We start from the raw sequence: 22,950 nt of genomic DNA, 5'->3' as shown, positions 1-22,950 counted from the left end.
ATAGAATGCGCAGGTAGAAGTGACAAAACCGGCAACGCGAGGCCGCAAAACCACGCGCCCCTCCGGGGACGAGCGGATACAGGCCATCCTGACCAACACCGAGGAATTGCTCGGTCAACGCCCACTGACGGACATCTCCGTCGATGATCTAGCGCGTGGAGCCGGCATCTCGCGGCCCACGTTCTACTTCTACTTCTCCTCCAAGGAGGCCGTGCTCCTCACGCTGGCCGAGCGAATCATCGAAGAGGCCGACGCGAACGTCGCCGGGATCAACCCCGCAGCCATGACAAGCCCCGCCGAGTATTGGCGCGCCGTGATCAAGGCCTACTTCGACGCCTTCGGTTCTCACCGGGCCCTCACCGTCGCGTTGTCCAGTATGCAAGGAACAAGCCCCGAGCTGGATCAACGCTGGTCCGAAGTGACGGAGAACTGGGTCTCCAACACGACGCTGGGCATTGAGGCCGAACGCACTCGCGGCGCCGCGCCGAACACCATCCCGGCCCGCGACATCGCCATTGCTCTCAACCTCATCAACCAGGCGATGATGCGAGCCACCTTCACCGGGCAGCAGCCCGCGGTCGACGACGGCAAGGTGGTCGATACGCTGCTCCACGTCTGGCTCAATGCGATTTATGGAGGGGTCTGTGCGAATTCGTAGTGCGGTGCTGCACGCGGCACCGATCGAAAGGCCATACCGCGACACACACCCACTGAAAGTCGTTGAACTCGAGCTCGACCCACCGGGTCCCGGTGAGGTGCTGGTCCGGATCGAAGCCGCGGGGCTGTGTCACTCGGATCTGTCAGTCGTCGACGGCAACCGGATACGTCCGGTGCCCATGGCACTCGGACACGAGGCCGCCGGTGTCATCGCCGAAGTCGGCCCCGGTGTTCGCGACGTCTCCCCCGGCGACCATGTGGTGCTGGTGTACGTACCGAGCTGTGGCGCCTGCAGGTACTGCTCGTCGGGCCGCCCCGCGCTGTGCCCGGACGCCGCGGCGGCCAACGGCCGCGGTGACCTCATCCGCGGGGGTACCAGACTGCACGGCCTCGACGGCTCCGAGGTCCGACATCACCTGGGCGTCTCAGGCTTCGCCGATCATGCCGTGGTGGACCGTAATTCGGTGGTCGTCGTCGACAAAGACGTACCACTGGACACGGCAGCGCTGTTCGGGTGCGCCATGCTGACCGGCTTCGGAGCGGTCACCCACACTGCGTCCGTGCGCCCCGGCGATTCGGTCGCGGTCCTCGGATTGGGTGGTGTGGGGCAGGCCGTGGTGATGTCCGCGGCAGCCGCCGGCGCCGGCGAGGTGCTGGCCATCGACCCGGTACCGGCCAAACGCGAGCTGGCCCTTGAGCTCGGAGCCACCAGCGCGTGTGCACCCGACGAAGCGCCCGGCGGACACGACTGGGTGTTCGAGGTGGTCGGATCGGCCGCCGTGCTGGAGCAGGCATACGCACTCACCGGCCGTGGCGGGGGCACCGTATCGGTGGGTCTGCCACATCCGGATGCACGAATCAGCCTGCCCGCGTTGAGCATCGTCGCCGAGGGCCGCAGCATCCTGGGCTCCTACATGGGATCGGCACAACCGCAACAGGACATCCCGGCGATGCTGGCACTGTGGCGCGTCGGACGGTTGCCGGTGGAAAAGCTGAAGTCGGGCGAGCTGCCCCTCGATGACATCAACATCGCGCTGGACGCACTGGCCGACGGACTCGCGGTGCGTCAGGTGCTGCGCCCATGACCAAGCCGGACCTGCCCACCAAAACCGACTTCCCGGTGCACCGTCGGCACCAAACCCGTTGGGCCGATAACGATGTCTACGGGCACGTCAACAATGTCGTGTACTACGCCTGGTTCGATACCGCCGTCAACGGCTGGCTGATGGAAGCCGCTGGGTGCGATATTCGCGACCTGCCCGCCATCGGCGTCGTGGCCGAAACCTCGTGCAAGTACCTGGCCGAGGTGTCCTTCCCAGACGAGCTGTCCATCGGCTTGGCACTGGAGCACCGCGGTCGCACCAGCGTGATCTATAAGCTCGCGGTGTTCAAGGTCATCGACGGTGTTGTCGAAGACGCTCCCCGCGCCCTGGGCCGATTCGTCCATGTCTACGTGGACTCCGAGGCCCGCACACCTGTCCCCATTCCCGAGCAAGTCGCGACAGCTCTCGAACAGTTGAGGTAAATACACATGCCAGCCCTGCAGCGCACCGAAGGCATCTACACCCTAGAGCTCGGCACCGACGAGAACCGTTTCACGACAGCGAATATCGAGCAGATCAACGCACTGCTCGACGAGGTGCTTGCCGACGAAACCCCCTCGGCACTGGTGGTGACCGGCAGCGGCAAGTTCTTCTCCAATGGGCTCGACGTCGACTTCCTGGGCGCCAACCCCGACAAACTCAGCTGGTACATCACCGAGGTCCAGAAGATTCTGGCGCGTTTCCTCGTGTTCCCCACCCCCACCGTCGCCGCCGTCAATGGTCACGCCTTCGGCGCCGGAGCCATGGTCGCGCTGGCATGTGACTACCGGGTGATGCGCACCGATCGCGGCTTCTTCTGCCTGCCCGAGGTTGACCTCGGCATGCCGTTCACTCCCGGTATGTCCGCGCTGTGTCAGGGCAAGATGACGCCGCAGGCGGCATCGGCCACCATGCCCAGCGGCCGTCGGCTCGGCGGATCCGAATCGCTGAACTACCAGATCGTCGACGCGGCCGTTGCCGAGGACCAGGTGCTTTCCACCGCAACGAGTTTCGTGGCACCCCTGGTAGGCAAGAACCGGGATACGCTGGGCACCGTCAAATACGGGATGTACGGGTCAATCGTGCCACTGCTGCTCGCCGGCCTGGGGTCGTGACAACAGGGCAACAATCGCCAATGCGACCGCGATGGCCGATGCCGCGATCGCGATCCAGAATCCGTAGCCGGTCACAATCGGCACCTTGACGTTGATGCGGTAATACAGCAATTCGAGCCCCAGCAGCCCGAGCGCAAGTACACCTGCGGCGATCGGGGCGATGCGGTGAAGAATGTGCTGCCCCACCATGCATCCCGCCACCACAAGTAGCGCCGAAACCAGCAAGATCATCTGTCCCGCACCGAATCCCGGTGGCAGCACCACCGATCCGGTGGCGCCGCCGATGGCATTGGCCCTGCCCCCACCGCTGGCCGATGTTCGCAACCACGGAAGCCAGACGCTGAAACCGATCACCAGGCCGGTGAAGGCGATCAGCCACCCGGCGCGTCTCATGGCAGTTGGCTCGGAACGCACTTGGCCAGCATCGCCTTCAACGCGCGGCGCTCGTCAGCGGTCAACTTCTCCATGACCTCGTTCTCGCCCGCGGTCACGGCCTCAACCGCCTTGTCCAGCTGAGTGCTGCCACGCCGGGTGAGGCGAGCCGGCAACGACCTGCCGTGGTCCGCGTTCTCCGGACGGCTGATCAAGCCTTCCTGCTCCAACCGGTGCAGCACCGCATTCATGGCCTGCCGGGTGACCATCGCCTGCCGCGCCAGCTCAGAGTTGGACATGCCGGGGTAGGTGCGCAGGATCTGCATGCAGATGTACTCCGGCAGGCTGAGGCCCATCGGCTCCAAACGGGCCGCCACCTTGCCGCGCAGCGATGTCGCGGTACGGGTCAGCAAGTACCCCAGGGTCGCGGTTCCATCGATTTCCATGTCAATGATGTTGACTTATGTCAGTTCCGCTTACAAGCAGGTCCCCGCGCCATGTCGGGCGCGGGGACCTTTGAGCTTGCGATTGCGGACTAGTCCGACGACGCCTTGTGCGAGGAACCGGACGAGGAACCATTCGACGCGCTCGAGTGCGAGTCACTCGATGACGAGCTCGACGAGGAACTCGAAGCGGACTCCGACTTCCCGGCAGACGAGGCCGCGCTCTCGGGCTTCTTCGCAGCTGAAGAGTCATTTTCAGACTTCTTCGGCGCGGACCCCTTGTCGGACTTGGTGTCCTTGGAATCGGCCTTCTCGCTCTTGTCGGCCTTGGCCGACTCATCGGCCTTCGTCCCGACTCCACCGCTGACCTCGCCGACCTTGGTGACCGGGGTGGGCAGCTTGACCTTCGGCACGTTGACCTTCGACTCCACCGGTTTGGCGGCGTCGACGGGGGCAGCGGGCTTGGCAGGCTCAGCGGGAGCCGGCTTGGCGGGCTCAGCCGGGGTGGCCACCTTGACCGGTTCGGCGGGGGTGGCGGCTTCCGCGGGCTTGGCCGGCTCAGCCGGGGTCGTCACCTTCACCGAATCCGCGGGTGTAGCCGGGGTCGCGGGCTTGCCCGGCTCGGCGGGCGTCGTCACCTTGACCGACTCCGCCGGGGTGACGGATTCCGCAGGCTTGGCCGGCTCGGCCGGAGTCGTCACCGACTCCGCCGGGGTGGCCGCGGTAGCGGGCTTCGCCGCTTCCTCCACGGTTCCGGTCTTGGTGACTTCCGACTTGGCGACGTCAACCTTCGCGGTATCGGACTGCGCCACCGCAGAGTTCGTGACCAGCTTCGATGAGGGCGTGACCAGGGAGGTGAGACCCGGGATGGTCGGGATGGTCGGAGCCGTTTGAGTCGTGATCCCCTGCAGATACGACAACACCGCAGCAGGCACACCCGGCAACTGACCGATAGCCGTCACGAAATCATTGATCAGCTTCTGATTCGCCGCCGCGTTCAGCTGCCCCGTCACAAACCAGAACGGGATATTGAACGGCAGCGTCAACGCCCCACCCAACACCGTGAACACCGGCTGAATCGCCTGGAACAAACTCGGAGCCGGAGTAGCAGCCGGCGCAGCCAATGCAGCAGTCTTCACCGTCGGAGCAGCCGTCGCACTCAAACCCGGAATCGACGGGATGGTCGGCAGCGTCTGCGACGGAATACCCGCCAGATACGACAACACCGCAGCAGGCACACCCGGCAACTGACCGATAGCGGTCACGAAATCATTGATCAGCTTCTGATTCGCCGCCGCGTTCAGCTGCCCCGTCACAAACCAGAACGGGATATTGAACGGCAGCGTCAACGCCCCACCCAACACCGTGAACACCGGCTGAATCGCCTGGAACAAACTCGGAGCCGGAGTAGCAGCCGCGGCCAATGGTGTCGCGGCCGAACCTGACACGCCGGGCAATGTCGCCAGCGAGCCGATGCTCGACGGCGCCAGCGAGCCTTCGTTCGACGTCAGCACATAGGACTGCGTCGAGACGGTCCGGTGCTGTTCTGGACTGGCGCTGAGAGATTGAATCGTAGGCACGGAAGCCGACGCGGAGATGCAGACACTGCAAACCGCCGCGGCAGCCGTGGCACGAAGGCGAACGCGCACGTGAACCACCCCTTCTGGGCAAAGAATGTGAATAGGCTGGAAGTAACCTGGAGAACTCGGGATAAACGTAGGGCACACTGCACCATGCCGCCGACCACGGACTCGATAGTTTTCCTAGCCGTAAGTCAAATATCTCCCAGACGCCATCAAGGATTGACCCGCGATTCTCCGAATCAACTGGCTGTTGGGCAAATCAACCGGATCTAGGTGTCGGACCCTGGTGCGAGCATCTGTTCATGACCGGGTCAGCCAGCATCCTGCACGCGGATCTGGACTCGTTCTACGCCTCTGTCGAGCAACGTGATGATCCGGCGTTGCGCGGCCGCCCGGTGATCGTTGGAGGCGGTGTCGTGTTGGCCGCCAGCTACGAAGCCAAGCGCTGCGGCGTGCGCACCGCGATGGGGGGCCGACAGGCACGACAGCTATGCCCGAAGGCCGTGGTGGTACCGCCGCGTTTCGATGCGTACAGTGCCGCGAGCAAGAAGGTCTTCGAGGTCTTCCGAGACACCACCCCGCTGGTCGAACCGCTGTCCATCGACGAGGCATTTCTCGATGTCGCTGGCCTACTGCGCATTTCGGGCACTCCGCGTGATATCGCGGAGACGTTACGCGCGGAGGTGCGCCGTCGAGCCGGTCTACCGATCACCGTCGGCATCGCCCGCACCAAGTTCCTGGCCAAGGTCGCCAGCCGCCAGGGTAAGCCCGACGGACTGTTGGTGGTCGAACCTCACGAAGAAATGACATTCCTGCGCCCCTTGCCGGTGCGGGCGCTGTGGGGCGTCGGCACCATCACCGCCGGGAAGCTGCGGGTGTACGGAATCCACACCGTTGCCGACATCGCCGATCTTGGCGAGTCCACCCTGGCGTCGATGGTTGGCCGCGCCATGGGGCACCAATTGCATTGCCTGGCACATAATGTCGATCCGCGACGGGTACAGGGCGGTCGACGGCGGCGCTCAATCGGCGCACAGTGTGCGCTCGGCAGACGGCGGCGCACCGGCGACGAGATCGACGCGATCGCTACACAACTCATCGAACGGATCGCGCGCCGGATGCGTGGCACCGGGCGCAGCTGCCGAACGGTGGTGCTCCGGCTACGGTTCGACGACTACACGCGCGCGACGCGCTCACACACCGTGTCACGGCCCACGACTTCCACGGAACACCTACTGGCCGTAGCACGCCAGCTTGTCGCCGAGGCCGCTGTGCTGGTCGCGGAACGGGGCATCACACTGATCGGTTTCGCTGTCTCCAACTTCGACTCCTGCGGCGCAACGCAATTGGAGTTGCCATTCGACAGTTCGCAGACAAACACACTAGCGCTGGACAGCACGTTGGACGAGCTACGCGAGAGGTTCGGTACCCGCTCGGTCACCCGTGCCACCTTGTTGCACGGCGGCGGGCATGAGGAGTGGGGCATCCCGACCTTCGAAGATATCTAACGAGGCCGGGATGCCCTATCCGCGATCAGGAATCGACGGAACACAACCAGAAGGTAGCGCCCGTGGTGTCCCGAACCAGCGCCATCCGGCCATATGGGGTGTCCTGCACAGGGGTGAGCACCACACCCCCGAGCTCGGTAGCCCTTGCGGCACTGGCGTCGGTGTCCGATGTACCGAAATACACTGCCCAATGCGCCGGCACACCCTCCGGAAGCGCCCACTGACCCACTGTCGCGTCATTGACACCGGCGATCGGTTCTCCGCCGTGCTGAGCACACGCATACCGGAACTCCTCGGAATCGCCCTCCACCTTGGTATCCCAACCCAGCACCTTGGTGTAAAAGTCGACCGCCTTGTCGTATTCGCGGGTGTTCAGCTCATGCCACACCGGGGCACCCGCCTCGGCTACCAGCTGAAAACCCTTGTGGGCCAGCGGCTGCCACAGTCCCACCACAGCTCCGGAGGGGTCGCCAAAAAGGCCCATATATCCGAGCTGTGGAACTTCCATCGCCTGCATGCAGTTTCCGCCACCGTTGTCAGCCACCCTCTGGAGCGTGGCGTCGATGTCGTCGGTGGCGAAATAGGTTGTCCATCCGTCGGGCGCATTCCACTCCGGATTGTTCGCGATCATTCCCGCGACCGCCTTACCGTCCATGTGCGCATTGATGTACCCGCCGTACTCGGGACCCGCGTCCTGCAGGGTCCAGCCGAACAACGCGCTGTAAAAGGCCTTCGACTTCTCGACATCCGACGAGGCAAGGTCGATCCACGCGGGGGCACCGAGTGGAGTTTCTTCACGAGTGGGCATGGGGTCTCCTTGTACTGGATGGGGCACTCACCCATATCGACCATCCGGACCGCCAAAACTCATCGCAGCTGTTGACCCGCTGCGCCTTCAGCGGCGGCCAGTTCGCTACGGTCTGTGGCGTGATCGTGTTGCTACCACCCTCAGAAACCAAACGCGAAGGTGGAGATCATGTTCCTCTGCGCCTGGACAAGCTGGCCACACCATCGCTGAATCCGGTGCGCGCGGCACTCGTCGACGAACTCGTCGCCCTTGCCGCCGACCCTCCGGCATGCAGGAAGGCGCTGGGCATCTCGGCCTCTCAGGACGCTGAAATCCAGCGCAACGCCGAGCTGCGGACCTCCCCCACCATGCCTGCCCTGCAGCGGTACACCGGCGTGCTGTACGACGCCCTGGACGTTACGTCTCTGCGCGGCGCCTCCGCGACACGTGCACGCGAACGCCTCGCCGTCGGCTCGGCGCTGTTCGGGCTGCTACGCGCCGACGATCCCGTGCCTGCCTATCGGCTGTCGGCCTCATCCAAGCTGCCCGGAAAGCCGTCGTTATCCGCCCGCTGGAAGCCGGTACTGGAGCCGGTGTTGGCGGAGCTGGCCGCCGACGAACTGGTGGTGGACCTACGCTCAGGCTCGTACGCGGGATTAGGGCGGCTACCGCAGGCGATAACCGTTGATTGCCTCACAGAGCATCCCGATGGGCGACGTACGGTGATCACCCATTTCAACAAGGCGCACAAGGGAAAACTGGCACGTATCCTCGCCGGCAGCAGAGCCGAGCCCAATGACGCCACCTCAGTGGCTGCGGTTGCCCGTCGCGCCGGACTTCATATCGAACGCGACGGCAACACGCTCACGATCATCGTCAGTCAGTAGACCCCGAGTGTGACTTGCCCTCGGAGGAATGCGTCTTTCCTTCGGAGGAATGCGAACTCCCTTCCGACGACGGTGAGCTCTTGCCGGTCGACGGCTTCTCCGTCGAGGGCTTATCCGCAGGCTTATCGGACGTACTACCCACGGAGGGGGTCGATCCTTCGCGAACCTTGGTCGCCGTAGACGCAGCGGGCGTCTTGCTGTCCGTTTCTGCCCCCTTGGATCCCTCAGTCGTCTTGGTGCCGCCGGTGGTGGTGGTTCCACCGGGTGTCGACTTCAGGCTGTCGCGGACGACCTTCACCGGGCTGCTGGCGGGTTCCGGCTTAGTCTCCGGCTTGACCGATTCGGGCTTGGTCTCCGGCTTGGCAGGCTCGGGCTTCGTAGACGCTGCCGCCGCCGGATCAACCTTGGGCTCAACAGCCTTCGTCGGCTCGACAGCCTTCGTCGGGTCAACGACCTTCGTCGGGTCAACGGCTTTCGTGGGATCGACAGCCTTCGCCGGCTCGACGGCCTTAGTCGGGTCAACGACCTTCGTCGGATCTACAGCCTTAGACGGGTCAACCTTGGGCTCAACAGCCTTAGCCGGATCTGCCTTCGTCGCATCGGCAGGGGCGTCAGCGGGCTTGGCCTCATGCTCGTTTTTGGGCGCCTCTGCGGGCGTATCGCCAGGCTTCGCTCCGTGCTCCGTGTGCTCGGTACCGGCAGTCTTCGCATCAACGTCGCGCTTGGCGGTCTCAGACTTCTCGGACGCGGTTTCCGGCTTGGCGACAGCCTGATCGACCTGCTTCGAGGAGGTCTCCGGCGTGGTCCCTGGGTTGGTCCCAGGCAGCGATATCTTCGGCACCTGTCCCAGCAGGCTGGACAAGTCGTTGAGCGCGGCGGCAATTACCGTCGGCACGCCCTCGGTACTGCCGATGATCGCCTGTACCGGCACCGTGATAGGCAGCGCCAGCACATGCAGCACCGCGAACGCCAACTGCGCGAAGTAGGACGGCGTTCCGAACGCCGGGCGCGGGCCCGGGAAGTTAGTCGGCAGGGGTTCGGGTTCTGGCGCCGGAGCCGGAGCCGGCTCCTCAGCGGCCGGCGCTTCGGCCTCCGCTGCCGCCGTCTTCGGCAACACCGAGGAGGCCTCAGCGACCTTCTGCTGCGCTTGCGCCGCCGCCGGTTGCTGCGATGAGAACCCTGGTATCTGGCCCAGCAAGCCCGATAAGTCATTGAGCGCCGCGGCGATCACCGTTGGCACACCCTCGGCGCTGCCCAGGAAGAACTGCACAGGCACCGTGACTGGCAAGGCCACAACGTGGAACACCGCAAAGGCCAACTGCGCAAAGTAGGACGGGGTGCCAAACGCAGGCCAATGGGTCCCCGGGAAGTTGGTGGGTGGCGCCGGCTCGTCGGCCGCGGGCGGATCTGTGGGCTGCTCGACGGGCGGATCTACCGGCTGCTCCACCGGCGGATCGACAGGATCAACGGCGGCCGCGGTGATCGCCGGAGCCGAACCGGTCGACGCGGCTTGTGATGCCGTGAGGAGTTTGGCGACTGTCCCGATGAGTTCGCCGCTACTCGGCACCCCGGTGGCCACTGGATTCGATTGCGCCCCAGCATCATTCTGCGGGGCAGCCACCGCCAGCAAATCAGAGAACGACGTGAGAGAAACTGCCCGATTCGTCACGGAACGTGTTGCGGCCGTGGCCGTTAGGGAAGGGACCGGCCGCACGGTGCGCGCATCCAGACCTGTCCCGACACACAGACTGCACACCGCAGCAACCGCAGCAGTTCGAATAACTACATACACTGGATGACACTCCCCTACGACCGACCCGACCAGACAGCCTCCGACAAGGGCAAACTACTACCTCTGCGGGCAACCGACAACACGAAGGAATCGGCAGCGCCTTAACCGTCGGCGCCGGTCCTGACCGGCTGATTCGCCAACGCGAGCACCTCGTCATCGGTGAACAACCTCGACCGGATAAGGAAACGCACCCCCTCCGGCGCCTCCAGCGAAAATCCAGACCCTCGCCCAGGCACCACGTCCACCGTCAAATGTGTATGTGACCAGTACTCGAACTGGTCGGCGCTCATCCAGAACGGTGTACCCCCGCTAACCTCACCGAGCAACACATCCGAGGCGCCCACACGAAATTCTCCGCGCAAGTAACACATCGGCGCGCTGCCGTCACAGCAGCCGCCGGACTGGTGGAACATCACAGGCCCATGTCGAGCCACCAGCGAAGCCAACAGCTCGGCCGCCGCCGCAGTGAGCTCTACTCGATTGATCAGGGCCGGAATTCCTTCGCATAAGCTGGGGGTACCTCCCGCTTGCGGGGGACCATCAGAAGAAGCCCGCGGCATCGGGCGAGTAGCTCACCAAGAGGTTCTTGGTCTGCTGGTAGTGGTCGAGCATCATCTTGTGGTTCTCGCGGCCGATACCGGATTTCTTGTAACCACCGAACGCGGCGTGCGCCGGATACTGGTGGTAGCAGTTTGTCCATACCCGGCCCGCCTTGATGCCGCGGCCCAGCCGGTAAGCGTTGGTCATATCGCGCGACCAGACCCCCGCACCGAGGCCGTACAACGTGTCGTTGGCAATCTTCAGCGCCTCGTCCAGTGAGTCGAACTTCGCCACCGAGAGCACCGGGCCGAAGATTTCTTCCTGGAAGATGCGCATGTTGTTGGTGCCAGCGAACACGGTCGGCTGAATGTAGGCGCCATCCGGGTAGTCGGCAACCTTTCGAGCGTCCCCACCGGTGAGCACCTGTGCGCCTTCTTTTCGCCCAATGTCGATGTAGGACAAGATCTTTTCGTACTGATCGTTACTGGCTTGCGCACCGATCATGGTGTCCTCATCGAGCGGATCCCCACTCACGATGGCTTCGACACGCGTGATCGCACGCGCCATGAACTCGTCATAGATCGACGAATGCACCAGCGCCCGTGAGGGACACGTGCATACCTCGCCCTGATTGAGTGCGAACATCGTGAAGCCTTCGAGCGCCTTGTCCAGGAACGCGTCATCGGCGGCCATCACGTCGGGCATGAAGATGTTGGGGCTCTTGCCGCCAAGCTCCAATGTGACGGGAATGATGTTCTCGGTCGCGTACTGCATGATGAGGCGCCCGGTGGTGGTCTCACCCGTGAAGGCGATCTTGGCGATGCGCGGGCTGGAGGCCAGCGGCTTACCCGCCTCGACACCAAACCCGTTGACCACATTGACGATTCCCGGCGGGAGTAGATCGGCGATCAGCTCCATGAGTACCAGGATCGAGGCGGGCGTCTGCTCGGCGGGCTTGAGGACCACACAGTTTCCCGCCGCCAGCGCCGGCGCCAGTTTCCAGACAGCCATCAACAGCGGGAAGTTCCACGGGATGATCTGGCCGACGACCCCCAGCGGCTCATGGAAGTGGTAGGCCACGGTGTCGTGGTCGATCTCTGAGATCGATCCCTCCTGAGCGCGCAGCACTCCGGCGAAGTAGCGAAAGTGATCGATCGCCAGCGGTATGTCGGCATTGAGGCTCTCGCGGATCGGCTTGCCGTTATCCCAGGTTTCCGCGACGGCGAGTCGCTCGATGTTCTGTTCCATGCGGTCGGCGATCCTGAGCAGCGTGTTGGACCGCTCGGCCGCTGACGTATTGCCCCATGCCTCGGCCGCGGCGTGGGCGGCGTCCAGTGCCTTGTCGATGTCCGGCGCGGTACTGCGGGCGACCTGAGTGAACACCTTGCCGTCGATCGGCGAGGAATCATCGAAGTACTGGCCATCCGACGGGGCAACCCACTCACCACCGATGAAGTTCTCGTACCGAGGCGCGAAAGTGACTGCGCTGCCTTCGGTTCCGGGTGCTGCATGCTTCATTGCCTGCTCCTGTCGGTCATCGATGCGAGCCCTGTGACGTACGTTACACCCAGGTCGGGAGTGGGGGTACGGCCGCTGCTCACATGCGTTCCCACCCACCGGGAGGCGCGTGGAAGGACCCGACCAACAAGTCATCCAGACGCGTGAAAAGGTCGCCGCTCCCGCGTTCAAGCCCATCACGGTGCCACAGCTCCCACACCCGCCCAGAATCGGCGTCGCCGCCTCACGCCACAACACCAGTGCTTCTCTCACCGCCTCGCGTCCGGACAACGACGCGATACCTCGCCACGCCTGCGGAAGGCCTGGCGCATCCGATCCGACCGGCTCGATATGAAGGTGCGGAAACACCCTTGGCAACGCAGCAACTATCGAACTACGTCTTGTACTGGGCCCATCGGCCATGAGGGCAAGAATAGGCGCATGGCAAATCGAATACCTTAGAGTGGGTAACGATGTCTACGCAGTCACCTGAGCCCGAAACAGTCGATCAGGAAGCCGCGAGCTCCATGATCAGCGTGCAGCGCCGCAACCTCATCTTCGTCGCGGTCCTGCTCGGGATGCTCCTGGCCGCGCTGGACGGCACCATTGTCGCTACGGCCCTGCCCACCGTCGTCGCCGATCTCGGAGATGCCGGACACCAGTCGTGGGTGGTCACCAGCTATCTGCTGGCCTCCACCGTGGCCACAGCCGTCATGGGCAAGTTCGGTGATCTCTTCGGACGGCGCGCAGTCTTCATCGCCTGCATCGTCATCTTCGCGGCCGGATCACTGCTCTGCGGCATGGCCGGATCGATGGCCATGTTGGTCGGTGCGCGTGCGATCCAGGGCCTCGGCTCGGGTGGACTCATGGTGACGGCGACCGCCCTCATCGGCGAGATCATTCCCATGCGCGAGCGCGGCCGCTATCAGGGCATGCTCGGGGCGGTCTTCGGGGTGACGACCGTGATCGGCCCGCTGTTGGGCGGACTGTTCACCGATCATCTGGGCTGGCGCTGGGCCTTCTACATCAACCTGCCCATCTCGGTGGTGGTGATCGTGGTCGCGGCTGCCGCCATCCCGGCTCTGGCCAAGGCGACGCGCCCCGTCATCGACTACTGGGGCATCGTGCTCATCGGATTGGGTGCCTCGGCACTGACGCTGGCGACCAGCTGGGGTGGCACCACCTACCCCTGGTCCTCACCGGTGATCATCGGACTGTTCGTCAGCGCGGTCGCCGCGATAGGCGTGTTTGTCTGGGTGGAATCCCATGTGTCCGAACCGATCCTGCCGCCGCGGCTGTTCCGCGACCCGGTCTTCACGATCTGCTGCGTGCTGAGCTTTGTCGTTGGCTTCGCCATGCTGGGGGTGATGACATATCTCCCGACGTTCATGCAGTTCGTCAACGGTGTCTCGGCCACCGTGTCGGGTATGCGCACCCTGCCCATGGTGGCGGGCATGCTCATCACCTCCACCGGAACCGGCATCCTGGTGGGCCGCACCGGCAAGTACAAGATTTATCCCGTCCTCGGCACCGCCACCATGGCTGTCGCACTGGTGCTGCTGTCCAGGATGGACAATTCGACGCCCTTCCTGTTGCAGTCGCTGTATCTGCTCATTCTGGGGGTAGGCATCGGCGCCTCGATGCAGGTACTCACCCTTATCGTGCAGAACACGGCCCGTTTCGACGATCTGGGCGTCGCGACCTCCGGTGTGACGTTCTTCCGCACCATCGGCAGCTCATTCGGCGCCGCGATATTCGGGTCACTGTTCTCCAATTTCCTTGCACGCGAGATCAGCTCGGTGAACGTGCCACCTGAGGCCACCGCGTCACCGCAGGCACTGCACGCACTGCCGCACGATGCCGCGATACCGGTCATCAACGCCTACGCCGACTCACTGGACCTTGTGTTCCTCTGCGCCACACCTGTTGCCGTCATCGGCTTCGTCGTCGCACTGTTCCTCAAAGAGGTCCCGCTGCGCGGGACCGACTCGGCCCTTGCCGCCGATATGGGCGAGGGCTTCGGCATGCCCAACTCGTTCTCACCAGACAAACTGCTGGAGATCGCGATCAGCAATGCCATGCGCGGATTCCCACATATCGGCCTGCACAAGCTACGCGAACACGCGGGTGTGTCGATGCCCATCGCGCCACTGTGGGCCCTGGTGCAGGCCAACCGATTCCTGCGCGCCACCGGGTCTGCCGAGGTGTCCCGAATCGCGCAGTGGTACCGGATACCGCCGGAGGTCATCGACCCCGCCTTCAACGAACTCGTCGAAAACGGGTACGCGCTGCGCACCAACGACCACGTCTGGCTCACCGATCCCGGACGCCAGGAAGTCGATAAGATCAGCGAGGCAATAAACCAGTACTTGGTCGAACGACTCTCCCGCACACCCGATTTCGAAGATCGGGCGGACCGTGAGCAGATTCAGGCAGCACTTGAACGCATTTCGCGGCGAATCGTCACCGACACCGATTGGCGCGAGAACCCTATTCCTGCGTTACCTGGGGCGTCACCAGGCCGGTGAGCAACGCTTCAATCCCGGGACGCGGATTGAAGTTCGGTGACGGGTTGGCCAGCTGCTGGTAGATGATGCCCGTCAGATAGTCCTGAAAGATTTCCGCATGCAGCTCAGGGGTTATCGGGTCGACTTTGCGCATGAGCTGTAGTGTGCGGGGAATCTGTGCATCCCGCCCCCGCTGCAGCGGCTCTCGCAGCTCGGGATGGCTCCACCCCTCCATGAGAAGCGCCATGTACGCGCGCACCCGGGTACTCATCATTCCGACAGCCCCGTTGGCGTACGCGGTGCCGATACCGACCAGATCAGCCACTGTCGACGGATTGATCTCGGTGACAAGCGCCCGCCAGAAGGCCCGGCGAAGCTTCTCGATCTCCACAATGACACCCAGCAGCAGCGCATCGCGTGTACGGAAATGATTCGACGTAGTACCGCTCGGGACGTTCGCCGCCGCATCCACCGAGCGATACGTAAGACCCCCGACACCCATGGTGCCCGCCACCTCAATGGCGGCCGCGATCACCTCTGCCCGCCGACCCCTTGGTTGCTCCTCCACCGTTTCGAGGGTAGTACGCAATAACGGCGATATACGCACCGGCTCTAGGCTGGAAAACATGCGCTTCTCGATATGGGGACAAACCAACCAATCCTGGACAGATCTGCTGGATATCGCCCAGTACGCCGACGGCGGATCGTGGCGTGCCTTCTACGCCGCAGACCACTTCATGGCGCACTCGGACACCGCCGAACAGCGCACCGACTTCCACGAAGCCACCGCGATCTTTGCCGCGCTCGCCGCGGCCACCTCACGGATCCGGCTCGCTCCCCTGGTGCTGTCGATGACCTTCCGGCATCCGGCGGTGCTTGCCAACTGGGCGGCCACCGTCGATCACGTGAGCCAGGGGCGCTTCACGCTCGGACTGGGCGCCGGCTGGCAAGAGAACGAACACCAGCGCTACGGGCTCGAACTCGGCAAGCCCGGACCGCGCGTCGACCGGTTTTCCGAAGGGCTGCAAGTGATTACCGGCTTGCTCAATGAGCAAGCCACTACGGTGAACGGCGAGTACTACCAGCTGGCGGAGGCCATCTGCGAACCCAAGCCGTTGCAGCGCCCGCTGCCCATCCTCATCGGCGCCACACAGCCGCGCATGCTCGGCCTGACCGCCCGTTACGCCCAGGAGTGGAATCAGTGGTCCACGCCCGGAGCGTTCCGTGACGTCTCGGGCCGTCTGGACGCCGCAGCCGAGAAGATCGGCCGCGATCCTGCGACGATTTGGCGTTCCACCCAGGCCCGCATCATCGTCACCGACAGCCCGCAGTCCGAGGCACACGCCGCGGAAACCGCTGCGACATCACCGATTCCGGTGCTGTACGGCACCGCAGACCGCATCGCGGAGCAGATGGCACCGTGGGCCCAGGAGGGTGTTGACGAGGTGATCCTGCCGGATCACCTGTTGGGCACCGGATCAGCTCGCCGGGACGCCTACGACGCCCTGGCGCAGGCCCTTAGGCCGCTCGCGGACTGACGTCCGGCCGAGAGGGCTTAGTTGCCCCAGCCGCGCTGGCCGTCCCAGCCACCACAAACGCCGTTGTAGCAGCCGTGGCCCCAGCCACCCTGTCCTGGATTCCACCCGCCGCATACGCCGTTGTAGCAGCCACCGCCGCCCCCTGCGTCACCGCTGCCTGAGCCGCCGGGATCGGCAAGAACCACCTGGTTAGACGTGGTTGTCGGCACCCCGGTGGTCATCACGGCGGCGGGCGCAGCAGCGATCAGTACCGCGCCAGCACCTGCGGCGAACACCGTTCCGATGAACTTCCGTGTGATTGACATATATCCATATTGCTCCTTGTTCGGAAGCATGCCAACAACCGACACCAACTCGATACGGAGCCAATCACAAACGGTCGCTTATGTTTTCGCAGGTAGAACGCAAAAAACGGCGACTATGAGGCGGGCGCAAAAACTTGAACAAACTTCGACAGCGAGGCGTCGATGTCACTGCGCAGCGCTGCCGCCACCACCGCGCCGATCGGGCCGAACATCGCAGGGCCGCCCAAATGCAGGGTGAAGTCGACTACCGAACCCGGCCCCTTCGGGGTGATCGTCACCCGGAGCTTGACCTTCACGCCACCTCTGCCCTGTCCCTCCAGGGACAGTCCCGTCGGAGGGTCGTACTTCTTAAGAGTCCACCTGACCCGGTTGTACATGCCTTTCACACACACGATGGAATCGATCACCGTGCCCGTTTCCAGTGTCTCGGGCAACGCGCTGCGCCAGGCGGTGTGAACACTCAGCCATTCATCGAAACGCCGCAGATCCGAGGCGTGCTCCCAGGCCTCCTGCGGAGGGAGGGGCACATCGATGGAGGAATTCAGTTTGGCTGCCACGTCGGCAGACGATACCGGAGCGACATCAACAGACGGCTAGCAGTTACTGGGGGCCGGGATCCCGGCAAACCGATCCGCGATCCACTGCACCCCCAGCCGCTCCCCTTCGGGGTCCACATGGCCCTTACCGGGCGCCACGATCTCCTGGACGGTGTCGCCCAATGCGCAGGCCCGCCGCACCGCGGCGTGGATCCAGCGCGCGTCGATCAGCCGATCGGCCCCACCCGCGTAGACGAGCATCGGGCCGGAAGCCGGCCCCAACGGCAACGAGATCCGCTTCAACGCGCGCGCGAAGATCTCTGCATCCTGCGGGGTGATGCCGTGAAAATCGTTGGCGCGCAATCTACCTATGGCCGCCGCCCGCGCCGGATCCAGCCCGTTATGACATCCCAGCAGCAGCGCCTTATCGTGCGGGTTGTCCTGAAAAGAGCCGTGCAGGAAGTTCTCCGGCCTCAGCTCGGGGACCGTGACCGACAGCCCCGTGAGCAGCGTGGGCATCATCGAGAGCTGGCTCCAGTCGTACCGTCCGTCACCGACGTGCGTCGCCATCTCGGTCAGATCTGCCGCCGGGGACAGGTTGGCCGCACCCACAAAGTCCAGTTCCGGGGCATAGTCGCCTGCGAGCTCGGCGGCCGCCCAGGTGGCCTGGCCACCCTGGGACGCTCCGATCGCCGCCCATGTCGTCGACGACCCGGGAATCAGCGACATCGCGGCACGCGCCGCGTCGACGACGTTGAATCCCTCGGATCGCGGCTCCAGATACGGATGCGGGCCAGGTACGCCCAGCCCCTCGTAGTCCGTGATGGCCACCACCCAGCCGCGCTTGGTGAGGTTGCGCACCAACCAGATGTAGCCGCGCAGATCGGGAGCACGCGAGACCGCGCACTCGTCATCCAGACCGGTGGTGCCGTGTCCCACCGACACAATGGGCCAACCTTGTTGTGGAGGTTGACCTTTCGGTGAAAACACGACACCCGTCACCTCAGTGGGGGTGCCGGTGGCACCCGAGGTCGACATGTAGCGGATGAGGTGGCCGTCGGCGATCACGTCCAGATCAGGAGCCAGCGACAACGGCGCATTGGAAAGCACCTCACCCGGCGGCGGCGAGGGAGGCGGAGGTGCAACACCTTCCGCCTCGACCCGCGCGCAGGCCGCCGTGACCAACACCAGCGCCGCCAGCAGCGGCGCCAGTCGGTTACTGAGCGTCGCCGTCCTTAGGAGCTGTGGCCCCTTCGACCTTCTCGACCGCGCCCTTGGCGGCGTCCTGCACCTTGTCCACCACTGCCGAGTACTTGCCACCGGTCTTGGAGTCGATGGCGTCGCCGACCTTGTCGACGGCCTGGTTCACCTTGTCCTTGTTGCCCGCCAACAGGCTCTTGAGCTTGTCGATGAGGCCCTTGAAATCAGCCATGTGAGGTTCTCCTTCGGTCTGGGACGGCGCAACTGTAGTACGAGTTCGCGGCGTATGTTGGGTCGAGTGACGGACCGCGTGAAAATCACGCTGAGCGGCGCCCCAGAGACCATGCTGGCCACCCTGTACGGCCGGGCACAGGACGCCGTGTCCCCGAATTCGGTTCTTCATGACCACTACGCCGCCCAGGCCGTCGGTCGTATCGACTACGACTTCTCCAAAACCAAGATCAAAGGAACCCAGGCGATTGGGGTGGCATTACGCGCCCGCCAACTCGACGTCTGGACCTCGGAGTTCCTCGCCGCGCACCGGGAAGCGACGGTGCTGCATCTGGCCTGCGGGCTGGACACCCGTATCTTCCGGATCAATCCGCCCGACACGGTGCGCTGGGTCGATGTCGACTACCCCGACATCATCGCGCTGCGGCGCGCGTTGCTCCCCGAGCGCGGTGGGGACTATCGGATGGTGGGCAGCTCGGTTACCGAGGAGGCATGGCTGGACGATATCCCCGCAGATCGCCCCACGCTCGCGGTGTTCGAGGGTTTGACGATGTACCTGACACAGGCCGAAGGACAGTCCCTGATCCGGCGGATCTCCGGCCGATTCCCCAGCGGCCAGCTGGCTTTCGACTGTTACGGCAGCATCGGAATCACGCTGCAGAAGCTTGTCCCCGCGGTGCGCAACGCGGGTGCCACCCTGCACTGGGGTATCGACGACCCCGGTCAAATCGAGGCATTACATCCCGGGCTGCACTGTCTCGACGACCTGCGCAGCACCGACGTGGCAGGTGAGGAGCACCTGCCACTGTCGGGCCGCATCCAGATGAAGGTGATCTCGCATATCCCTGCCCTGCGCGATATCGGCAGGATCATGCGGTTTTCCTTCTAGGGCACTCAGCGGTTGAGGACGACCATGGCCTTACCGTCCGCCACCGACTCCAGGGTCCGCAGCTGCAGCAGCTCCGGATTCTCCCGCAGCAGCTTGGCGGTGTTGGCCATCGAGCGCAGCACGGCGGCCTCGGCGCGGGCCCGCTCCAACTGGGCCTTACCCGCCTCACGGGCCAACAGCGGCCCGGCCAGTGCCTTACGTACCTCGCCGGACAGCATGATGTCCTTGACGACGAACCGGGTCACCGTGACGCCGAACTCCTCGGCCTCGGCCGCAAGCCTCGCAACGGCATCGGCGCCCAGAAACTGCCCCCGCTGAGCCAACAGCTCATCGAGCGTCAGTGCCGCGACGGCGTCACGCAACTGCAGCTGAGCACGCAGGTAGATGCCCCAGTGCACCGAGCCATTCTCGGCGGTGGCGAAAACGTCTGGCATGCACACCTTGTATTCGACCGCCGCCGATACCTTCACGGTGAAACCATCGACGGTCAGCACATCTTGACCGACCACCTGAATCGACTGCGCACGCATGTCCACGGTGACCAAGGTGTCGGTACGCGGGCGCGTGTAATGCACGCCTGGTGTCAGCACCGCCTTGAACACGCCGTCGCGGTACAGCACACCGCGCTGCCATTGCATGATCGTGATCTTCTGCCCGAAGATCTCTTCCCACATACTCATCCTTATTCACCTCTCTTACCTCTGACGTTGTAATTCCGTTGCGGAGGAACGACTTCCGGGCCGCGTCGCGGGCCGGCGGGGGGAATTCGCCGTAGCGTTCCCCGCAGGGCCGATCCGTGAACCGTAAGGCGCACGGCCCGGAAGCCATCCCGTGAGGGACTCGAACCCCCTAGCCTGAGGAGGCGTGCCGACAAGGCGAAGACCCAACACGCGGTACGCCGACCGGCGATGCCGGGACGCCGCTTGATCTCCGCGTCAGCAAAGATAGCGAACAGCTGCGATGCCGCGCACCCGAATTATCTGCGGCGACTCAGTCGTCGTTGGTGGCCCAGAAATGGCGGGGCTGACCAGACCACTTGCCCTGCAGCCACCACAACACCTCGATCACGGCGGCCGCCGCGACACCGATGCCCAACGCGGGCCCGGTGACCGCCAGATTGCCCGGATCGAGCATGAATGTCTCTCGCGCCAAGGGGATCGCAAAGATCACCGCGTAGCCCAGGCCCGAGAACGCCACCAGCGCCACCCGCCACCAGCGATAGGGACGTGCCACCACGGCGAGCACCCACACCGCCGCAACAAGTTCGGTGATCAGCGCGGCGGTCGACGCCTGCGTGCTGTTCCCCGTGACGTGGAGAATGTGACGAGCCAACAGATAGGACAGGAACGTCGCGATGCCCACCGTCAGGCCCGACGGAATTGCCGACATCATCACCCGGCGCACGAATCCCGTCTGTGCGCGTTCATTGTTGGGCGCCAGCGACAGAATGAACGCCGGAATACCGATGGTGAACCAGGCGGCGATAGTGACGTGGATCGGCTGGAACGGAAACGGCACCGCGCCGTAGTGGAAGATCTTCGAGCCCAGTCCCGCGAGCCCCACCGTCAGCGCGAGCAGCACCGAGTACACCGTCTTGGTGAGGAACAGGTTGGAAACCCGTTCGATATTGCCGATGACGCGCCGCCCCTCGGCAACCACATAGGGCAAGGTGGCGAACTTGTTGTCCAACAACACAATCTGAGCCACCGCACGTGAGGCCGAGCTGCCGGCACCCATCGCCACACCGATGTCGGCATCCTTGAGCGCGAGCACGTCGTTGACACCGTCACCGGTCATCGCCACGGTATGGCCGTGCGACTGCAGCGCCTTGACCATCGCCCGCTTCTGGTCGGGCCGCACCCGCCCGAAGGTGGTGGCATCGGCAAGGGTGTCGGCCAGCTTGTCGGTATCAGAAGGCAGGGTGCGCGCGTCGATGGCGGCGCCGGATAGCCCCAGCGTCTGAGCCACCGCGCTCACCGACACCGCGTTATCACCGGAGATCACCTTGATCGAGACATGTTGAGAGGCAAAGTATTCAAGGGTGTCGCGCGCATCGGGGCGAATCTTCTGTTCCAACACCACCAGCGCACGTGCGGTGATGGCACCGGGTGCGTGGGCGTCGTCGACCGGCAGCTCCGCCGAGGCGAGCAACAGCACCCGCAGGCCCCGGGAACCGATCTCTTCGGCTGCCGTAGCGATCGGGTCGGTCGGGTCGAGAAGTACATCGGGGGCACCGATCACCCAGTTGCCATGCTCACCGTAGGATGCGCCGCTCCACTTCTTGGCCGACGAGAAGGGCGCTATCGCCGTCGACTTCCAGCCCGGCGGGGTGTCGTATGCCTCGGCGATGGCGGCGATACTTGCGTTGGGCCGCGGGTCATCGGCCGCCAGTTGCGACAGCGCCGTCAGCGCATCCGCCTGATCGCCGCCGCCGTCCAGCGTTTTCACATCCGAGAGCCGCATCCCATTCTCGGTGAGGGTGCCGGTCTTGTCGGCGCAGACCGTGTCCACCCGGGCCAGCCCCTCGATGGCGGGCAGCTCCTGCACCAGGCACTGGCGCCGACCCAGGCGAATCACACCCACCGCGAAGGCGATTGACGTCATCAGCACGAGCCCCTCGGGAACCATCGGGACCAGGGCACCCACCATCCGGAGTACCGATTCCTGCCAACTGTCATCGGTGGTGAACAGCTGGGTGTAAATGATCAGCGCACCCGCGGGCAACAGCAGGTAAGTGATGAACTGCAGGATCTTGTTGATGCCGTTGCGCAATTCGGAATGCACCAGGGTGAACTTGGACGCCTCCTCGGCCAGCTTGGCCGCGTATGCCTCACGGCCCACCTTGGTCGCCCGGTACGCGCCGCTGCCCGCCACCACGAAGCTGCCCGAAAGCACCGGAGAGCCAACGGTCTTGTCGATGGGATCGGCTTCTCCGGTCAGCAGCGACTCGTCGACCTCAAGAGCGGCCTCCTCGATGACCTCGCCGTCTACCACGATCTGATCGCCGGGCCCCAGCTCGATGATGTCGTCGAGAACCACTTCGTTGGGCGCGAGTGCTGTCGCCGCACCGTCGCGGCGCACCACGGGACGGGTCTGACCGACGATCGCCAGCTTGTCGAGCGTCTGCTTGGCGCGCAGCTCCTGAATGATGCCGACGGCACTGTTGGCGATGATCAGCAGACCGAACGCACCGTTGATGACCGAGCCGGTGGACAGCACGATGACCAACAGCACCCCGAGAATGGCGTTGATCCGGGTGAACACGTTGGCTCGCACGATGTCCGACACACTGCGTGCCGCACGCGAGGGGACGTCATTGGTCTTCCCCTGCGCCACGCGCTCAGCGACGTCAGCGGCGGTCAATCCGCCGACGGTCAATCCCTCGATCGTTGCCACCCCTGCAGAGTAGCGACCGGCGCGCGCCTGGCACGGCTGCCGAGTGGGAACCTTGCGCAATTATTTGGCCAGATTGTCACGCCAC

Annotated in this window: 23 protein-coding genes; 9 read left to right on the top strand and 14 right to left on the bottom strand. The window is 64.3% G+C overall.

The annotated features are described in order from the left end of the window. Positions 1-19: 19 nt before the first annotated feature. The 4 genes from AOT87_RS00970 to AOT87_RS00955 are packed head-to-tail and all read left to right on the top strand — an operon-like array spanning position 20 to position 2,854. Positions 20-658, top strand: a complete 639-nt coding sequence (locus AOT87_RS00970; protein ID WP_030094398.1) for a TetR/AcrR family transcriptional regulator — start codon at positions 20-22, stop codon at positions 656-658. After that, on the top strand, positions 645-1,742 hold the full coding sequence (locus AOT87_RS00965) for an alcohol dehydrogenase catalytic domain-containing protein (protein ID WP_057966554.1): 1,098 nt from the start codon (positions 645-647) through the stop codon (positions 1,740-1,742). Before AOT87_RS00970 ends, AOT87_RS00965 begins: the two co-directional genes overlap by 14 nt. Further along, positions 1,739-2,182, top strand: a complete 444-nt coding sequence (locus tag AOT87_RS00960; protein WP_057968835.1) for a thioesterase family protein — start codon at positions 1,739-1,741, stop codon at positions 2,180-2,182. The genes AOT87_RS00965 and AOT87_RS00960 overlap by 4 nt, the downstream gene beginning before the upstream one ends. Before the next feature lie 6 nt (positions 2,183-2,188). Beyond that, on the top strand, positions 2,189-2,854 hold the full coding sequence (locus tag AOT87_RS00955; protein ID WP_046252654.1) for an enoyl-CoA hydratase/isomerase family protein: 666 nt from the start codon (positions 2,189-2,191) through the stop codon (positions 2,852-2,854). On the opposite strand, the gene AOT87_RS00950 is transcribed toward AOT87_RS00955, so the two are convergent. The 3 genes from AOT87_RS00950 to AOT87_RS00940 form a co-directional block, all read right to left on the bottom strand. Further along, entirely contained in the window at positions 2,816-3,247 is a 432-nt protein-coding gene (locus AOT87_RS00950; protein ID WP_057968836.1) for a hypothetical protein, read from the bottom strand. The two genes, AOT87_RS00955 and AOT87_RS00950, sit on opposite strands and share 39 nt — an antisense overlap. Then, positions 3,244-3,672, bottom strand: coding sequence for a MarR family transcriptional regulator (locus AOT87_RS00945; RefSeq protein ID WP_030094393.1), 429 nt, complete (start codon positions 3,670-3,672; stop codon positions 3,244-3,246). Before AOT87_RS00945 ends, AOT87_RS00950 begins: the two co-directional genes overlap by 4 nt. Before the next feature lie 89 nt (positions 3,673-3,761). Beyond that, positions 3,762-5,327, bottom strand: coding sequence for a hypothetical protein (locus AOT87_RS00940; protein ID WP_082635652.1), 1,566 nt, complete (start codon positions 5,325-5,327; stop codon positions 3,762-3,764). 227 nt (positions 5,328-5,554) lie between these two features. On the opposite strand from AOT87_RS00940, the gene dinB reads away from it, so the two are divergent. Next, positions 5,555-6,760 (top strand): DNA polymerase IV, encoded by a 1,206-nt coding sequence (gene dinB / locus AOT87_RS00935; RefSeq protein ID WP_057968838.1) that lies wholly within the window; start codon positions 5,555-5,557, stop codon positions 6,758-6,760. A gap of 25 nt (positions 6,761-6,785) precedes the next feature. On the opposite strand, the gene AOT87_RS00930 is transcribed toward dinB, so the two are convergent. Beyond that, complete coding sequence (locus AOT87_RS00930) at positions 6,786-7,568, bottom strand: VOC family protein (RefSeq protein WP_057968839.1); 783 nt, start codon at positions 7,566-7,568, stop codon at positions 6,786-6,788. Between the two features lie 119 nt (positions 7,569-7,687). On the opposite strand from AOT87_RS00930, the gene yaaA reads away from it, so the two are divergent. Further along, positions 7,688-8,434, top strand: coding sequence for a peroxide stress protein YaaA (yaaA, locus tag AOT87_RS00925; RefSeq protein ID WP_057968840.1), 747 nt, complete (start codon positions 7,688-7,690; stop codon positions 8,432-8,434). Here yaaA and AOT87_RS00920 read toward each other — a convergent pair. The 3 genes from AOT87_RS00920 to adh form a co-directional block, all read right to left on the bottom strand. Beyond that, positions 8,424-10,226, bottom strand: a complete 1,803-nt coding sequence (locus AOT87_RS00920) for a hypothetical protein (RefSeq protein WP_057968841.1) — start codon at positions 10,224-10,226, stop codon at positions 8,424-8,426. The two genes, yaaA and AOT87_RS00920, sit on opposite strands and share 11 nt — an antisense overlap. 101 nt (positions 10,227-10,327) lie before the next feature. Further along, positions 10,328-10,786: a DUF779 domain-containing protein gene (locus tag AOT87_RS00915; RefSeq protein WP_081343141.1), complete on the bottom strand. Its 459-nt coding sequence runs from the start codon at positions 10,784-10,786 to the stop codon at positions 10,328-10,330. After that, positions 10,767-12,284 (bottom strand): aldehyde dehydrogenase, encoded by a 1,518-nt coding sequence (gene adh, locus AOT87_RS00910; protein WP_057968842.1) that lies wholly within the window; start codon positions 12,282-12,284, stop codon positions 10,767-10,769. The genes AOT87_RS00915 and adh overlap by 20 nt, the downstream gene beginning before the upstream one ends. A 506-nt stretch (positions 12,285-12,790) precedes the next feature. On the opposite strand from adh, the gene AOT87_RS00905 reads away from it, so the two are divergent. Next, positions 12,791-14,791: an MDR family MFS transporter gene (locus AOT87_RS00905; protein WP_057968305.1), complete on the top strand. Its 2,001-nt coding sequence runs from the start codon at positions 12,791-12,793 to the stop codon at positions 14,789-14,791. On the opposite strand, the gene AOT87_RS00900 is transcribed toward AOT87_RS00905, so the two are convergent. Then, entirely contained in the window at positions 14,754-15,305 is a 552-nt protein-coding gene (locus AOT87_RS00900) for a TetR/AcrR family transcriptional regulator (RefSeq protein ID WP_057968306.1), read from the bottom strand. The two genes, AOT87_RS00905 and AOT87_RS00900, sit on opposite strands and share 38 nt — an antisense overlap. Positions 15,306-15,396: 91 nt before the next feature. Between AOT87_RS00900 and AOT87_RS00895 the strand changes: the two genes are divergently transcribed. Continuing rightward, the gene (locus tag AOT87_RS00895) at positions 15,397-16,308 is read left to right on the top strand and encodes an LLM class flavin-dependent oxidoreductase (protein ID WP_057968307.1); all 912 of its coding nucleotides are present in this window, start codon (positions 15,397-15,399) and stop codon (positions 16,306-16,308) included. A 17-nt stretch (positions 16,309-16,325) separates the two neighbouring features. On the opposite strand, the gene AOT87_RS00890 is transcribed toward AOT87_RS00895, so the two are convergent. The 4 genes from AOT87_RS00890 to AOT87_RS00875 all read right to left on the bottom strand — a co-directional run bounded on the left by AOT87_RS00890 (position 16,326) and on the right by AOT87_RS00875 (position 18,581). After that, complete coding sequence (locus AOT87_RS00890) at positions 16,326-16,613, bottom strand: hypothetical protein (RefSeq protein WP_030094381.1); 288 nt, start codon at positions 16,611-16,613, stop codon at positions 16,326-16,328. A 113-nt stretch (positions 16,614-16,726) separates the two neighbouring features. Next, positions 16,727-17,170 carry an SRPBCC family protein gene (locus tag AOT87_RS00885; RefSeq protein ID WP_057966566.1) on the bottom strand — a complete coding sequence of 148 codons (444 nt, stop codon included), beginning with the start codon at positions 17,168-17,170 and terminating at the stop codon, positions 16,727-16,729. Positions 17,171-17,206: 36 nt separating this feature from the next. Then, a complete protein-coding gene (locus tag AOT87_RS00880; RefSeq protein WP_234795841.1) occupies positions 17,207-18,259 on the bottom strand; it encodes a lipase family protein in 1,053 nt (350 codons plus the stop codon). A gap of 106 nt (positions 18,260-18,365) precedes the next feature. After that, positions 18,366-18,581: an antitoxin gene (locus tag AOT87_RS00875; protein WP_057968308.1), complete on the bottom strand. Its 216-nt coding sequence runs from the start codon at positions 18,579-18,581 to the stop codon at positions 18,366-18,368. 54 nt (positions 18,582-18,635) lie between these two features. Here AOT87_RS00875 and AOT87_RS00870 point away from each other — a divergent pair, with 54 nt between their 5' ends. Then, the gene (locus AOT87_RS00870) at positions 18,636-19,469 is read left to right on the top strand and encodes a class I SAM-dependent methyltransferase (protein ID WP_057968309.1); all 834 of its coding nucleotides are present in this window, start codon (positions 18,636-18,638) and stop codon (positions 19,467-19,469) included. 5 nt (positions 19,470-19,474) lie between these two features. Here AOT87_RS00870 and AOT87_RS00865 read toward each other — a convergent pair whose 3' ends face one another. Next, the gene (locus AOT87_RS00865) at positions 19,475-20,149 is read right to left on the bottom strand and encodes a slipin family protein (protein ID WP_081343142.1); all 675 of its coding nucleotides are present in this window, start codon (positions 20,147-20,149) and stop codon (positions 19,475-19,477) included. A 310-nt stretch (positions 20,150-20,459) separates the two neighbouring features. Then, positions 20,460-22,865, bottom strand: a complete 2,406-nt coding sequence (locus AOT87_RS00860) for a cation-translocating P-type ATPase (protein WP_057968311.1) — start codon at positions 22,863-22,865, stop codon at positions 20,460-20,462. Positions 22,866-22,950 lie beyond the last annotated feature (85 nt).

It is taken from the genome of Mycobacteroides sp. H003 (assembly GCF_001440135.1).
GTDB lineage: Bacteria > Actinomycetota > Actinomycetes > Mycobacteriales > Mycobacteriaceae > Mycobacterium > Mycobacterium gwanakae.
Note: the sequence above shows the minus strand (reverse complement) of the source record. Positions and strands in the feature narration are given on the sequence as shown.